The organism is Curtobacterium sp. MCLR17_051 (genome assembly GCF_003234395.1).
Taxonomy (GTDB): domain Bacteria; phylum Actinomycetota; class Actinomycetes; order Actinomycetales; family Microbacteriaceae; genus Curtobacterium; species Curtobacterium flaccumfaciens.
Window position 1 is genome coordinate 95802 of sequence record NZ_QKTA01000009.1, and the last position, 14465, is coordinate 110266.

At 70.7% G+C, this 14465-nt stretch carries 12 protein-coding genes; 3 read left to right on the forward strand and 9 right to left on the reverse strand.

Features of this window, described 5'->3' with window-relative positions; all coding sequences use genetic code 11:
* Nucleotides 1–3 precede the first annotated feature (3 nt).
* From mraY to DEJ06_RS09810, 8 genes are all read right to left on the reverse strand, one after another.
* Nucleotides 4–1107, reverse strand: coding sequence for a phospho-N-acetylmuramoyl-pentapeptide-transferase (gene mraY / locus DEJ06_RS09775; protein ID WP_071405416.1), 1104 nt, complete (start codon nt 1105–1107; stop codon nt 4–6).
* Nucleotides 1104–2579: a UDP-N-acetylmuramoyl-tripeptide--D-alanyl-D-alanine ligase gene (gene murF / locus DEJ06_RS09780; protein WP_111039158.1), complete on the reverse strand. Its 1476-nt coding sequence runs from the start codon at nt 2577–2579 to the stop codon at nt 1104–1106. The genes mraY and murF overlap by 4 nt, the downstream gene beginning before the upstream one ends.
* Complete coding sequence (locus DEJ06_RS09785; RefSeq protein WP_111039159.1) at nt 2576–4222, reverse strand: Mur ligase family protein; 1647 nt, start codon at nt 4220–4222, stop codon at nt 2576–2578. Before DEJ06_RS09785 ends, murF begins: the two co-directional genes overlap by 4 nt.
* A gap of 14 nt (nt 4223–4236) precedes the next feature.
* Nucleotides 4237–6006: a penicillin-binding protein 2 gene (locus tag DEJ06_RS09790; protein ID WP_111023101.1), complete on the reverse strand. Its 1770-nt coding sequence runs from the start codon at nt 6004–6006 to the stop codon at nt 4237–4239.
* 49 nt (nt 6007–6055) lie between these two features.
* Nucleotides 6056–6769, reverse strand: a complete 714-nt coding sequence (locus DEJ06_RS09795) for a hypothetical protein (RefSeq protein WP_111039160.1) — start codon at nt 6767–6769, stop codon at nt 6056–6058.
* 1 nt (nt 6770) lies between these two features.
* Nucleotides 6771–7736, reverse strand: coding sequence for a 16S rRNA (cytosine(1402)-N(4))-methyltransferase RsmH (gene rsmH / locus DEJ06_RS09800; protein WP_071405412.1), 966 nt, complete (start codon nt 7734–7736; stop codon nt 6771–6773).
* A 106-nt stretch (nt 7737–7842) separates the two neighbouring features.
* Nucleotides 7843–8274: a division/cell wall cluster transcriptional repressor MraZ gene (gene mraZ / locus DEJ06_RS09805; RefSeq protein WP_017886616.1), complete on the reverse strand. Its 432-nt coding sequence runs from the start codon at nt 8272–8274 to the stop codon at nt 7843–7845.
* A gap of 481 nt (nt 8275–8755) precedes the next feature.
* Nucleotides 8756–9148 (reverse strand): DUF3040 domain-containing protein, encoded by a 393-nt coding sequence (locus DEJ06_RS09810; RefSeq protein ID WP_111039161.1) that lies wholly within the window; start codon nt 9146–9148, stop codon nt 8756–8758.
* A 96-nt stretch (nt 9149–9244) separates the two neighbouring features.
* Here DEJ06_RS09810 and DEJ06_RS09815 point away from each other — a divergent pair, with 96 nt between their 5' ends.
* On the forward strand, nt 9245–10363 hold the full coding sequence (locus DEJ06_RS09815) for a polyprenyl synthetase family protein (protein ID WP_071405410.1): 1119 nt from the start codon (nt 9245–9247) through the stop codon (nt 10361–10363).
* 70 nt (nt 10364–10433) lie between these two features.
* Here DEJ06_RS09815 and DEJ06_RS09820 read toward each other — a convergent pair whose 3' ends face one another.
* Complete coding sequence (locus DEJ06_RS09820) at nt 10434–10790, reverse strand: Rv2175c family DNA-binding protein (protein WP_171907813.1); 357 nt, start codon at nt 10788–10790, stop codon at nt 10434–10436.
* A gap of 172 nt (nt 10791–10962) precedes the next feature.
* Here DEJ06_RS09820 and DEJ06_RS09825 point away from each other — a divergent pair, with 172 nt between their 5' ends.
* Both DEJ06_RS09825 and pknB read left to right on the forward strand, forming a co-directional pair.
* A complete protein-coding gene (locus DEJ06_RS09825; protein WP_258372482.1) occupies nt 10963–12234 on the forward strand; it encodes a LysM peptidoglycan-binding domain-containing protein in 1272 nt (423 codons plus the stop codon).
* Between the two features lie 82 nt (nt 12235–12316).
* Nucleotides 12317–14392 (forward strand): Stk1 family PASTA domain-containing Ser/Thr kinase, encoded by a 2076-nt coding sequence (gene pknB / locus DEJ06_RS09830; protein ID WP_111039172.1) that lies wholly within the window; start codon nt 12317–12319, stop codon nt 14390–14392.
* The last annotated feature ends 73 nt before the right edge of the window (nt 14393–14465 follow it).

Genomic DNA, 14465 nt, shown 5'->3' on the forward strand with positions numbered 1-14465 from the left:
GGGTCAACCAACGCGTGCGATCCATTCGAGGTAGAAGAGTCCGACCCCCGCCGCGACGAAGAGCCCGGCGATGATCCAGAAGCGGACGACGACGGTCACCTCGGCCCACCCCTTCAGTTCGAAGTGGTGGTGCAGCGGACTCATCAGGAAGATGCGCTTGCCGTGGGTGATCTTGAAGTAGGCCCGCTGCAGGATGACGGAGCCGGTGACGATGAAGAACAGGCCACCGATGAGGATGAGCAGCAGCTCGGTGCGGCTGAGGATCGCGAGGCCGGCCAGGGCACCGCCGAGGCCGAGCGACCCGGTGTCACCGAGGAAGATCTGCGCCGGCGAGGTGTTGTACCAGAGGAACCCGATGAGCCCACCGCAGACCGCGGCCGCGACCACGGCGAGGTCGAGCGGGTTCGAGACGGTGTAGCAGGCGTGGGCGGTGTTCGAGTCGAGCCGTGCCCCGCCGCAGATCTGGTTCGACTGCCAGAAGCCGATGATGACGTACGAGCCGATCGCCAGGATGCTCGACCCGGTGGCCAGGCCGTCGAGCCCGTCGGCCACGTTCACGCCGTTCGACGTGGACACCGTCAGCAGGACGATCCAGGCGAGGAACAGCACGGTGCCGATGACGGTGCCGAGCGCCATGAAGTCGAGCCACGGCACGTCGCGGATCGCCGAGATCATCGTGGACGCCGGCGGCTTGCCGTTCGACGTGGGCACGACCAGGGCGATCGTGGCGAAGATGACGCCGACGATGACCTGGCCGAGGATCTTGGCCCAGCCGCCGAGCCCGAGGCTCCGCTGACGGCGCACCTTGAGGAAGTCGTCGATGAAGCCGACGAACCCGAGCCCGACCATCAGGAACAGCACGAGCAGGCCGGACAGCGTGATCGAGTCGCCTCCGATCAGGTGGCCGACGAAGTACCCGATCACCGCACCGATGATCAGGACGATGCCGCCCATGGTGGCGGTCCCGCGCTTGGTGTGGTGGGACTGCGGACCGTCGTCACGGATGAACTGCCCCCACCCGAGACGGTGGAAGAGCTTGATGAAGGACGGGGTGAGCAGCAACGTGAACACCAGCGACGTGGCGCCGGCGATGAGGAGCGCGATCATTCGGTGACACCTCCGAGGCGGTCGCCGAGGAATCGCAGTTCGGCAGACTTCGAGGACTTGACGAGGACGACGTCGCCGGGGCGGAGCATCTCCTGCATGGCACGGACGGCGTCGTCGACGTCCTCGATGTACACGGACTCGCCGTCCCACGATCCCTCGAGGGTGGCGGCCTGGTGGATGGGCATCGCGCCGCGGCCGACGACCACGAGCTGTCCGATGCCGAGGCGGACGACGAGCCGACCGATGCGGTCGTGCTCCTCGACGGAGTACTCACCGAGCTCGGCCATCTCACCGAGCACCGCGACGGTCCGCTCCCCCGGGCGCACGATCTGCGCCAGGGTCCGCAGCGCCGCCGCGGTGGAGTCGGGCGACGCGTTGTACGCGTCGTTGATCACGGTGACGCCCTCGGGGCCGCCCTGGAGCAGCTCCATGCGCCAGCGCTCGGCGCGCGTCATCGACGCGAGCGCCGCGGCGCCGTCGGCGAGCGGGACGCCCCACAGGTGGGCGACGGTGAGCGCGGCGGACGCGTTCATCGCGTGGTGCTCACCCAGGATCGCGAGGCGCACGTCGACCTGATCCGGGCCTCCAGGCTGTCCTGGAGGCGCGGTGAGGGTGAAGCGGGTGCCGCTGCGGTCCGTCTCGATGCCGGTGATGCGGTAGTCGGCCTCGGCCGACGTGCCGAAGCCCACCACCCGCGCGGCCGTCAGGTCGCGCATCGACGCGACGCGGTCGTCGTCGACGTTGAGCAAGGCCGTCGCGGTCTCGGGCAGGTCGGTGACCATCTCGGACTTCGCGCGCTGCGTCGCCTCGATGCCGCCGAACTCGCCGGCGTGCGCGAGGCCCACCTTGAGGACGACGCCGACGTCGGGCTCGGCGATCGAGACGAGCTTGGCGATGTGGCCGACGCCGCTCGCACCCATCTCGACCACCAGGCACCGGGTGTCGTACGTCACGCGGAGCATCGAGATCGGTGCGCCGACGTGGTTGTTGAACGAGCCCTCGGGCGCGACGGTCGCGCCGTGCTGCTCGAGGATCGTGCGGAGCATGTTCTTCGTGCTCGTCTTGCCGTTCGAGCCGGTGATGCCGACGACCCGCAGGGGTGCCGGGCGACCGTCGGCGTCGACGCGGTCCGCGGTGCTCATCCGGACGCGCGTGACGACCTCGTGCGCGAGCGCGGCGAGGGCCTCGTACCCGTCGGCGACGACGATCTGCGGCGCGGTCGTGTCCACGCGCTCGGGCGTGATCACCAGGGCGGCACCGGCGTCGACCGCTGCGGGCACGAAGCGTCGGCCGTCGGTGACCTCACCGGGCAGGGCGAAGAAGACGCTGCCGGGGCGGACCAGGCGGGAGTCGGTCTCGACCGAGCCCTCGACGACCAGGTCGCCGGGCTCGGCGACGTCGGTCGCCTGCGCGCCGCCGATCAGCTCGCCGCCGACCGCGGTGGCGATCTCGGCGAGGGTCAAGGCGATCATCGGACGTCCTCCGCCGGACCGGAGTTCGGCTCCCAGCCGGCCTCGCGCAGGGCCACGCGGGCCTCGTCGCGGGCGGAGTACGGCGTGCGGACGCCCTGGATGTCGCGGTAGTCCTGGTGGCCCGGGCCGGCCCAGAGGATCGAGTCCCCCTCGCCGACCAGGCTCACGGCCGTGCGGATGGCGGCCTCGGGCGGGCTGACCTCGTGGATCTCGTGGTCGGGGTACGCCGCACGTGCGGCGTCGACCAGGGTCTTCCGGATCGACGCGGCGTCCTCGAAGCGGGGGTGGTGGTCGGTCACGACGAGGATGTCGCTGCCGGCCGCGGCCACGCGGGCCATGTCGCCGCGCTTCGTGGTGTCGCGGTCGCCGTCGGCGCCGAACAGCATCAGGACCTTGCCGGAGGTGAACTGCCGGACCGCGGCGAGGGTGTTCTCGAACGCGTCGGCGCTGTGGCCGAAGTCGACGTAGACGCTCGGGCCGTGCTCGCCGGAGACGCGCTCGGTGCGGCCGGGCAGGTAGCACTCGATGGCGGAGACGCGGCGGGTCTCGCCGTCACGCTCGCTCGCGTCGTCCTCGTCGGGGTAGCGGCGGTGGTTGCTCTCCAGCGCGTGCGCGATGGCACCCAGCTCGAACCCGCCCTCGACGAGCATGACGATCGCGAGTGCCGCGTTCGCCGCCATGTGCCATCCGATCAGCGGCACACGGGTGGTCAGTTCGCGGCCCTCGGGGCCGGTCAGACGGAACTCGGTGTAGGCGGCGTGCGCCTCGACGATGTCGACGTGCCACTCGGCCTCGACGTCGGGGTGCACGGTGATCGTGGTGACCGGGATGCGGGAGTCCTGCACCACGCGGTGGCCCCAGTCGGTGTCCAGCGAGACGACGCCGCGACGGGCGTGCTCGGGCTGGAACAGCGGGAGCTTCGCCTGGTAGTACTCCTCCATGTCGGCGTAGTCGTCGAGGTGGTCGTGCGACAGGTTCGTGAAGGCCGCGACGTCGAAGACGATGCCGTCGACGCGGTGCCGGCTGAGGGCCTGGGCGCTGACCTCGACGGCGACCGCGCGGACCTCGCTCTCGCGCATGCGGGCGAGGAGCGCGTGCATCTCGCTGGCCTCGGGCGTGGTCAGGCGGCTCGTCACGCTGAGCGAACCGATGTGGCGCTCGGCGGTCGAGCTCAGGCCGGTGACCAGGCCGAGCTGCTTGAGGATGCCCTCGAGGATGTAGGACGTGCTCGTCTTGCCGTTCGTGCCGGTGACGGCGAACAGCTGCGGCAGGTCGGTGGCCTCGTCGGGGTGGGTGCGGTAGACCCACGCCGCGACGTCGCCGAGGGCGGCGCGGGGGTCGTCGACGACGAGCACCGGCAGGCCGGACGGCTCGACCAGTGCGACGCCGTCCTGGTCGGTCAGGACGGCGACGGCGCCGCGCTCGGCGGCCTCCGTCGCGAACTGTGCGCCGTGCCGGTTCGCACCGTGCACGCCGACGAACAGGTCACCCGGCTGCACCTCGGTGGCGCTCAGGGTGACACCGGTGGTCTCGATGCTGTCGACCGAGCCGACGACTCGCAGACCGAACGCGTTGGCGAGTTCGGAGACGGCCCTCGGGGTCGGGTGTTCGGGTCGGAGGACCGGGGGGATCCGTGCGGACAAGTGTTCCTTCTTCCTCACCACGTGGACGGGTAGAGCTTCGCCTCGGACGCGGAGGGGGCTACTCGGTACTTCTCGAGCACCTGGGACATGAGTGTGCGGAACGCCGGAGCCGCTCCGCTGGACCACTTGTTGGTCTGCGGCTTCGTGAACGTCACCGTGACAACATACTGGGGGTCTTCGGCGGGTGCCATTCCGGCCACCGACGTGATGCGCTGACCGCCGTAGCCCTGCGACCCCTCTGCGACCTCGGCGGTGCCCGTCTTCGCGGCGATGTTGTAGCCGGAGATCGGCTTCATGCCCACCAGCGTGCCACCCGTGACCACGCTCTGCAGCATGCCGGTGACCTGCGTGGCGGCGGCTGCGGAGACCACCCGCTGCTTCTGCACGTCGGGCGCGTCGATCGTCTTGCCGTCGGCCGTGGTGCAGCCCTTGACGAAGTGCAGCGGGATCCGGACACCGTCGTTCGCGATCGTCTGGAACACGCTCGCGACCTGCACGGCCGTCGTCGAGATGCCCTGACCGAACATCGAGTTGATGTTCGTCTGCTGGTCCCAGTTCGGGCTCGTGCCGTAGTCCATCGAGGGCTGGCCCGGGTAGTCGATGGCCGTCTCCGGCTCGAACAGCCCGAACTTCTTCATGTAGTCGAAGCGCTGCTGGGCGGTCAGCCGTGCGCCGAGCTCGGTGATGCCGACGTTCGACGAGTTCTGCAGGATGCCGGTCAGCGTCAGGTTCTCGGTGGGGTGGAACTCCGAGTCGTGGATCGTGCCGCCCCAGGGGAACGTGCGCGAGTACGGCACGACCGCCTGGTCGGTGGGGTTCGACTTGCCCTGGTCGAGCAGCGCGGCGGCGATGGCGGCCTTGATCGTGGAGCCCGGCTCGTACGACGCCGTCAGGGCACGGGAACCGAAGGCGCCCTTGTCGGTCGTGGCGTCGACGTCGTTCGGGTCCACCGTCGGGTAGTCGGCGACCGCGAGCAGCTCACCCGTCTTGACGCTCGTGACCGTCGCCGTCGCGGACTCCGCCTGCAGGGTCTTGGCGGCGGACGCGATGGTCTGCTGTGCCATGTACTGCAGGTCGCTGTCGATCGTGGTCTCGAGCGTGCCGCCGTCCTTGGCCTTCTTCGTGGTCACGGTGCTGCCCGGGAGCTGCACGCCGTCCTCGCCGCGCTCGTAGGTCTCGGACCCGTTGGTGCCCGCCAGGCACTGGTTGTAGGAGTACTCCAGGCCGGCCTGGGCGCCGTCGGTGCCCATGAAGCCAGTGAGGTTGCCCGTGGTCGCACCCGTCGGGTACACCCGCGCCGCCTGCGGCTCCGGGTACAGCCAGGGGATGCCGAGTGCCCGCACGGCCTCGTAGTGCTGCACGTCGAGGCCCTTGACCAGGTACGCGAAGTCGGACTTCGGGTTCGCGGCGATGTTCTTCCGCATGGTCGCGACGTCGCCCCCGGAGGCCTTCGCCAACGCGCTGAGTGCGGTGCCGACGCTGACGTCCTTGATGCGGGTGCCGCCGAGCTTGCCCTTGAACTGCTTGACCAGACGCGGCGAGGTCGTGATGTTGTACCGGGTGACGCTGTCGGCGAGTTCGGTGCCGTTGCGGTCCACGATCGACCCCCGGGTGCCGTAGATCGTCACGGGGATGCTGCGCTTCTGGGCCGACGCCTTGTTCAGCTCGGACGCCTGGACGACCTGGATGTCGACGAGCCGCACCACGAACACCCCGACGAGGGCGATCACGGCGAGCATCACGATGCTGTAGCGCAGGCGTCGGTTGCGGATCGTCTTCGTCACGCGGTGCGGTCCTTCCCGGGCGGTGCTGAGGGTGCGGCGGACCCGCCGGTCACCGGGTGGAGGGCGCCTGGAGCGGGTTCGCGTCGGACTCTACGGACGACTTCGCCGTCCCCTGGTCCGACGCGCTGGCGCCGCTCGTCTTCTCAGACATGGCGGTGCTGTCGGTGGTTCCCGTGGTGCCCGTGGCGCCCGACGAGTCCTTCGTGCTCGACGTGCCCGACGTGTCCGTCGTGCTCGTCGTGCCCGTCTCCTTGCTGGTGGAGGTGTCCCCCGGCTTCGTGGCCAGCGGGACGTCGTTCAGCAGCGAGTTCGGCACCTGATTCTCGGTGGACGCCGTGGCCTCGTCGGGCTTCGCCGGCGTCGGCGTGCCGTACACCCGACCGGTCTTCGGGTCGAGGTACACGGGCGTCGAGTTGGCGATCATGCCGAGCGACTGCGCGTTGCGGGCCAGGTTCTGCGGCGAGTCGAGGACCCGGAGCTGCTCGGACAGCGACTGCTGCGTGCGGGACAGGTTCGTCTGCTCGGCCGACAGCGAGTTGAGCGTGTAGGCGCCCTGGCTGAGCACCATGCTGATGCCGAGCTGGGCCAGCAGCAGGATGCCGAGCGCGGCGACGGCCACCACGGCGTACCCGATGCGGGGGCGAGCCCGGCGCTGGGCCGCGGTCGGGGTGACCTCGACCAGCTCGGGGCGGTGCTGACGGTCGGGGCGCGGGGCCCGCGACGGGACGACCGCAGGGTCGACGAGTGCGAGGTTCGTGCTCATGTCAGTTCCGGATCCGCTCGGCCGCGCGCAGGCGCACGGGGGTTGCTCGGGGGTTGGCGGCGCGTTCGGCCTCGTCGGCCAGCTCGGCGCCCTTGACGATCAGGGAGAAGGTCGGGGCGTGCTCGGGCAGCTCCACCGGCAGGCCGGCGGGGGCGCTCGACTTCGTGCGCTCCACCAGGGCCCGCTTGACGATGCGGTCCTCGAGAGACTGGTACGACTCGACGACGATCCGGCCGCCGACCGCGATGGCGTCCAGCGCCGCCGGGATCGCCCGCTCGAGCACGCTGAGTTCGGCGTTGACCTCGATGCGGAGTGCCTGGAAGACGCGCTTGGCCGGGTGCCCCTGACGCTGGATGGCGACCGGGGTCGCGTCGTGGAGCACCTGGACCAGGTCACCGGACATCTCGAACGGCTTCGTCGCCCGCCGCTCGACGATCGCTCGGGCGTAGCGGCCGGCGAGCTTCTCCTCGCCGTAGCGCTGGAAGATGCGGCGGAGTTCGCCCTCGTCGTAGGTGGCCAGGACGTCGGCGGCGGTCTGCCCCTCGGTCCGGTCCATGCGCATGTCGAGCGGTGCGTCCTGGCTGTACGCGAACCCGCGCTCGGCCCGGTCGAGCTGCAGCGAGCTCACGCCGAGGTCGAACAGCACACCGTCGACCTTCGTGAAGCCCTCGCCCTCGATCGCGTCGACGATGCCGTCGTACACGGTGTGCACGAGGCGGACGCGGTCGCCGAAGCGGGCCAGGCGCTCCCCCGCGATGCCGAGTGCGTCGGTGTCGCGGTCGAGTCCGATGAGCGTGAGCTCCGGGAACCGCTCGAGCAGGCCCTCGGAGTGGCCGCCCATGCCGAGCGTGGCGTCGACGACGACCTTGCCCGGGCCCTCGAGCGTCGGCGTGAAGAGGTCGACGATGCGCTGGAGCATCACCGGCGTGTGCGGGAAGCGTGGCGTCTCGTTGTCGTTGTCGGCCATGTGCAGCCCCTCGTCTCCTGGGCCGTGGGTCCGGATCCCCATCCATGCGACCTGACACCGGGGAAGTGGCGTCAGGGCTTCACGGCTGGGAGTCCCGATCCGCGGATCAGAAGATCCCCGGGATCACCTCCTCGTCGTTGTCGGCGAATGCCTCTTCGGCTTCGGCGTAGTAGGCCTCCCACGCGGGGGTGGACCAGATCTCGGCACGGTCACCGCTGCCGATGACCGTGAGGTCCCGCTCGAGCCCCGCGTACTCGCGGAGGTTCTGCGGGATCGTCACGCGGTTCTGCTTGTCGGGCTGTTCGGCGCTGGCCCCCGAGAGGAACAGACGCATGTAGTCCCTGGTGCGCTTCGACGTCATCGGGGCGGTCCGGATGCGCTCGTGGAGTTCCTCGAACGTCCGGGCGCTGAAGACCACGACGCAGCGTTCCTGGCCGCGGGTCATCACGAGCCCGCCGGACAGTTCGTCCCGGAACTTGGCGGGGAGGATCACGCGACCCTTCTCGTCGAGCTTCGGGGCATGAGTACCGAGCAGCACGTCGGGCCTCCCCTCCGCTCCACCGGACCGTTGCGAGCCCCACTTTACTCCACTCCCCTCCCCTCGACTAGGAATCCGCTCCCTTTTCTGCCCGCGGCACCCCTACTGGGGGCATCGAAGCCGGAATGCACCCCGCGGGGATGACCGCGGATGCCCGGATCCATGCGGTTCGCGAGCGCCGGAGCAGCCGTGGAGGAAAGTGGAGGACTTTCGCAGCCGGTGGAGCGCCCCGGGGCGCGCCGCGGGCGCACGACGCCGACTGGGCACGGACCGTCGCTCGCGCGGCCCCCAGCCGACAGTTCCTGCGCCCTCGGCGGCCAGCACGCGGCATGTCGTGACCACTCGCGCCGGCACGACCCCGGCCCGCCCCCCCCACCAGCCCCCGGGGAACACGAAACGGGGCCGACCCGAAGGCCGACCCCGTGGAGGAGTGTGGAGGGAGTCCTGGTGACCCCCGTCAGCTACTGACTCTGGTCGTTTACTAGCTCTGGTCGTTGCGCTTGTCCCAGCGCTCGTTCATCCGGTCCATGAAGGACCCGCCACCGCCGGCGGACGGACGCGCCGACCCACCGGACGCGGGCTTGCCCGGCCGTGCGGGCTTCGCCTTCGGGGCACGCATGCCCGGGCGCAGCGCGAACAGGACACCGGCCAGCATCACGACGAAACCGAGGATGCCGAGCAGCGGCGCCTTGATCACCAGGCCGACGATGACGATGGCGACCCCGGCGAGTGCACCGAGGACACCGAGCGTGATGGCTGTGTACGTCGGACGACCCTGTCGACGTGTGACACGAGCCACGAAATCGGAATCGTTCTGGTAGAGGCTGCGCTCCATCTCTTCGAGAAGGCGCTGCTCCTGTTCCGAGAGCGGCATCTTGGTTCCCTCTGTTCCTGGGATCGACGCGGGGTTGAAAAACGCGGGTTGAGTGGACCGATTCTATGCCTCGACCACTCCACTAGGGTAGGGATCGTGGCTGAGAGTACGCGATTAGTGGACCTCGTATCGGCGCGTATCGACCGGGCACTCGACGAGCAGCGTGAACGGCTCCTCGCGATCAGCCCCGACCTCGCGCCGTTCGACCGGTACGCCCGAGACCTGTTGTCCGGCGGCAAGCGCTTCCGGGCGCTGTTCTGCTACTGGGGATGGCAGTCGGTGGCGGGCCGTTCGGGCTCGTTCGACCCGCTGGCCGAAGGGTCCCGGCAGACCACCGCCGAGGCCGTCGTCACGGTCGCCGCAGCGCTCGAGGTCTTCCACGCCGCAGCTCTGGTGCACGACGACATCATGGACCGCTCGGACACCCGTCGTGGGCGTCCAGCCGCGCACCGCCGCTTCGAGTCCCTGCACGAGGAGTCCGGCTTCGTCGGCGACCGCGGGCAGTACGGCACGAACTCCGCGCTGCTCCTCGGCGACCTGCTGCTCTCGCTGAGCGACTCGGTCTTCGACGAGGGCCTCGCGCTCCTCGACCCGGTGCGGGCCCGCATCGTCCGCCAGGAGTTCCACGCGATGCGCCTCGACGTCACGGCGGGGCAGTACCTCGACGTGCACGAGGAGACCGCCTGGCCCGTCATCGACGAGTCCGAGCACCTGCTCCGCGCCCAGCGCGTCATCGTCTTCAAGTCGGCGAAGTACTCGATCGAGGCCCCGCTGGTCATCGGCGCCCTCGTCGCCGGCGCGAGCGACTCCCAGCTCGAGGGCCTCCGCGCCTTCGGGCTCCCCCTCGGCGTGGCGTACCAGCTCCGTGACGACATGCTCGGGGTCTTCGGTGACCCCGAGGTCACCGGCAAGCCGGCCGGCGACGACCTGCGCGAGGGCAAGCGCACCGTCCTCATCGCCTCGGCGCGCAAGACGCTGGCGAGCGGCCCGCGGCAGCTCCTGGACGAGCTCCTCGGCGACCCCGACCTCGACGAGGAGCAGGTGCAGATGCTCCGCGCGACCCTCACCGAGTCCGGTGCCGTGGCCGCCGTGGAGCGGTCGATCGAGCGGCACGTCCAGCGCGCCAAGGCGGCACTGGACGCCTCGCCGCTGACACCGTCGGCACGCGAGCAGCTCGCGTCGCTGGCCGACACGGTCAGCCGCCGGTCGTCCTAGACACACCCCCAGGACAGACGGGAGGCCCGGTGCCAGCTGGCACCGGGCCTCCCGTCTGTCCGGAACGCGTCTAGAGCAGCGACTGGGCGATGCGACGCACCTCGGCCTTGCGACCGGCGCGCAGCGCCGCGATCGGCGTGGTGCCCATCGCGTCGTCGACGGTGAGCATCCAGCGCACCGCCTCGTCGTCGGTGAAGCCGTTGTCACCGAGCACGATCAGCGTGCCGCGGAGTTCGGGCATGGGCTCGCCGTCCTCCAGGAACTCGACGGGCACGCGCAGCACACCGCCGACGCGGGCTGCGAGCAGGGTCTTCTGCTCGAAGAGTCGGTGGATCCGTCCGGGGCTGGTGCTGAACATGTCCACCAGCTCGGGGACGGTCAGCCAGCGTTCGGAGAGGGACAGGTCGTCGACGGGTGCGGCACTCACACGCCCATGGTGCCAGAGTGACCGCCGGAGTGAATGCGCCTCGTTCGTCACATTCGTCACATCCACCCCATCTGACTCTCTGGTTGACTTGGGAATCAGGCCATGCCAGCGTTGTGGCACCTGTGAGTGCGCGCATGCGTGCGCACGGCTCAGTCGAGATCAGGAGAAACCCGTGGACCACGCTGCAGACGAAGTCGCCCGGCGCGCACGATCCGCCCGGTTCGCCACCATGCCCATCGTCCTCGCGGGCACCATCGCCGTGACCGCCGGCCTCACCGGCCCGGTCGCGCACGCCGAGCCGCGGCACGACGACGCCGACGCGAACCACAAGCGCCACGTCGACCAGGACCGCGCCGTGACCGACCGCCCGGTGTTCGGCACCGCCGTTGCCCGGCCGTCGCAGACCGTCGTGCGGACCGTCGCCGCGACCACGAAGGCCCCCACCACGTACACCGTCCACCACGGCGACACGGTCTCGGGCATCGCCGCCCGCTTCGGCCTGTCGGCGCAGGAGATCCTCGTGCGCAACGGCCTCGGCTGGAACACGATCATCCACCCCGGACAGACGCTCCACCTGGCGTCGACCCCCGCCGTCACCACCGCCGCGGTCCGGACCTCCGGGTCGACCGGCGGCTCCGGCTCGGACACCTCGAGCTACCACGTGAAGCACGGCGACACCGTCTCCGGCATCGCGTCCCGCGTCGGCGTCTCGACCACGGCGCTCCTCAGCGCGAACCAGCTGTCGCAGCGCAGCGTCATCTACCCCGGCCAGACGCTGCGGGTGCCGCACGGCTCGTCGTCGACGCCGTCGGTCTCCACCGCCTCGGCCCCGTCGACCAAGTCGAGCGTGAAGATCAGCGCCGGCGACACCGTGGCCTCGATCGCCGCCGCGCACCACGTCTCGGTCAAGTCGCTCCTGTCGGCGAACGGCCTGTCGTACACGAGCACGATCTACGCCGGCAAGACACTCGTCATCCCGTCGTCGAACGCCACCGCCGCGCCCGCGGTCGCCGCGAGTGCCGCGGTGAGCGGTGCCGTCGGCCTGAGCGCCGAGCAGCGCCAGAACGCCGCGACCATCGTCGCCGTCGGTCGATCGCTCGGCGTCCCGGACCGCGGCATCGTCGTGGCCCTCGCCGCCGCGATGCAGGAGTCGAGCCTCCGGAACCTGCCGCACGGCGACCGCGACTCGGTCGGCCTGTTCCAGCAGCGGCCGAGCCAGGGTTGGGGCAGCGCGGCGAAGCTGCAGGACCCGGCGCACGCCACCGCGCTGTTCTTCGGCGGGCGGAACAACCCGAACGCCGGCAAGACCCGCGGGCTGCTCGACGTGCCCGGCTGGTCCTCGATGAGCATCACCGACGCGGCCCAGGCCGTGCAGCTCTCCGCCTACCCGAAGGCCTACGCCACCTGGGCGAGCGCCGCCGAGGGCTGGCTGGCGACCCTCTGAGCCTCATCCGGAAGATCGAGATTGGGTCACGGCCGGTGCGCCGGTGCGTCCGAGTGCGGTCTCGATTCGTAGAATGCCGCCGATGACCACCAACGCCGCCACGGACCCGATGATCGGTCGCATGATCGATCAGCGGTACCGCGTCCGCTCCCGCATCGCGCGCGGGGGCATGGCGACCGTCTACCTCGCGACCGACGTGCGCCTCGAGCGACGCGTCGCGATCAAGATCATGCACGGGCACCTGGCCGACGACCAGGCCTTCCGTGAGCGCTTCATCCAGGAGGCCCGTTCGGCCGCCCGGCTGTCGCACCCGAACCTGGTGGGCGTCTACGACCAGGGCGCCGAGGGCGAGATCGCCTACATCGTCATGGAGTACATCCCCGGCATCACGCTGCGGGACCTGCTGCAGGAGCACCACGCCCTGACGCCCGAGCAGGCGACGGACATCCTGCGCGCCGTGCTGGCCGGCCTCGCCTCGGCCCACCGCGCCGGGATCGTGCACCGCGACCTGAAGCCCGAGAACGTCCTGCTCGCCGACGACGGTCGCATCAAGCTCGGCGACTTCGGCCTGGCCAGGGCCACGACCGCGAACACGGCGACCGGCGCGGCACTGCTCGGCACGATCGCCTACCTGTCCCCCGAGCTCGTGACCCGCGGCGCCGCCGACTCGCGCAGCGACATCTACGCGCTCGGCATCATGCTCTACGAGATGCTCACCGGCGAGCAGCCCTACAAGGGCGAGCAGCCGATGCAGATCGCCTACCAGCACGCCAACGACTCCGTGCCGGCACCGAGTGCCGCCGTGTCCGGGGTGCCGCCGGAGCTCGACGAACTGGTCGCCTGGTCGACCGCGCGCGACCCCGAGGACCGCCCCCGCGACGCCCGCGAGATGCTCGACCACATGTCGGGCAACCAGCAGCGCGCGACCGGCCAGTACCGCACGGCCGTGCTCCGCCCCGAGAACGGCACCGCAATCCTGCCCTCCGGTGGCGCCGGCACACTCGGCGCCGCAGCGGCCGCCGCCTCGGTCGGGGCTGCAGGAGCCACAGGTGCGGACGAGACCGCCATCATCGACCGGTCCGGCGACCGGGACACCGGCGACCGCGGTCGAGCGCCCGCCCGTGCGCGTGGCAACGCCCCGGGCCCCCGTCGCACCGGGGCCCAGCCGGGCGTGCTCTCCCCCGCCGGACAGCGGCTCGCCGACCAGTCGGCGAAGCGCCGGAAGCGCGGCTGGATCCTGCTGTCCGTGGTCGTCGTGCTCGCGCTGATCGGAGCCGGCTTCGGCTGGTACTTCGGCCCGGGGCCGGGTGGCAACGTGCGGATCCCGGAAGTCACGGGCAAGTCGGTCTCGCAGGCCCGGCAGCTGCTCGAAGCACAGGGCCTGCAGGCGGCGTCGAAGACCGGGACACGGTTCGACGCCGTCGTCGCGAAGGGGCAGGTCTCCACGACGAAGCCGGCCGCGGAGCGCGAGGTGCAGAAGGGCACGGCGGTGCAGATCGTCGTGTCGAACGGCCCCCGGATGATCCCGCTGCCGGCGATCGTCGGGCAGCCGCTCTCCACCGTGACGGCCGCGCTCGACGACGACTTCGAGCTGCAGGACGACCGGTACGAGTTCTCCGCCGATGCCCCGAAGGACACCGTGGTCGCGGCGACCGGTCGGGCGTCCGGCGGCAAGGCCCTCGACCTCACGACGGTGCAGGCCTACGGCGAGACCGGGCCGGTCACCCTGACCGTCTCGCTCGGGCCGGTTCCCGACGTGGTCGGCAAGACGGTCGACGAGGCCTCCGCCGCACTCGACGAGGTCGGCCTGATCCTCGGCGCCCGCACCGAGGAGTACAGCGACACCGTGCCCGCCGGCCAGATCGTCTCCGCCGCCGTGCAGGACTCCCCCGCCGTGCGCGGGTCGGCGCTGGACGTCGTCGTGTCGAAGGGGCCGACGCCGATCACCGTACCGGACCTCGGAGCGGAGCGGCCCACGATCAACGAGGCGACGAAGACCCTCGAGGACCTCGGCCTCAAGGTGTCCGTGCCCGACTGCACGAACATCCTCTGCGGCTTCTACGACTGGAAGTCCAAGCTGCCCGTCACCGGCACCGACCCGGGGGCTGGTGCCACGGTCTACCGCGGCGACACGATCACCCTGTCCTACGACCAGTAGGTGCGGACACCGCACCCTCGGCCCTGGACGCGACCCCAGGACGGACGGGAGGCCCGTGGCGGCGCCGTCACGG

Excerpts from the sequence above, each read along its gene's own strand:
- mraY (WP_071405416.1), bottom strand. The coding sequence starts at position 1,107 with ATGATCGCGCTCCTCATCGCCGGCGCCACGTCGCTGGTGTTCACGTTG.
- rsmH (WP_071405412.1), bottom strand. The coding sequence starts at position 7,736 with ATGGCCGACAACGACAACGAGACGCCACGCTTCCCGCACACGCCGGTG.
- murF (WP_111039158.1), bottom strand. The coding sequence starts at position 2,579 with ATGATCGCCTTGACCCTCGCCGAGATCGCCACCGCGGTCGGCGGCGAG.
- pknB (WP_111039172.1), top strand. The coding sequence starts at position 12,317 with ATGACCACCAACGCCGCCACGGACCCGATGATCGGTCGCATGATCGAT.
- DEJ06_RS09810 (WP_111039161.1), bottom strand. The coding sequence starts at position 9,148 with ATGCCGCTCTCGGAACAGGAGCAGCGCCTTCTCGAAGAGATGGAGCGC.
- DEJ06_RS09795 (WP_111039160.1), bottom strand. The coding sequence starts at position 6,769 with ATGAGCACGAACCTCGCACTCGTCGACCCTGCGGTCGTCCCGTCGCGG.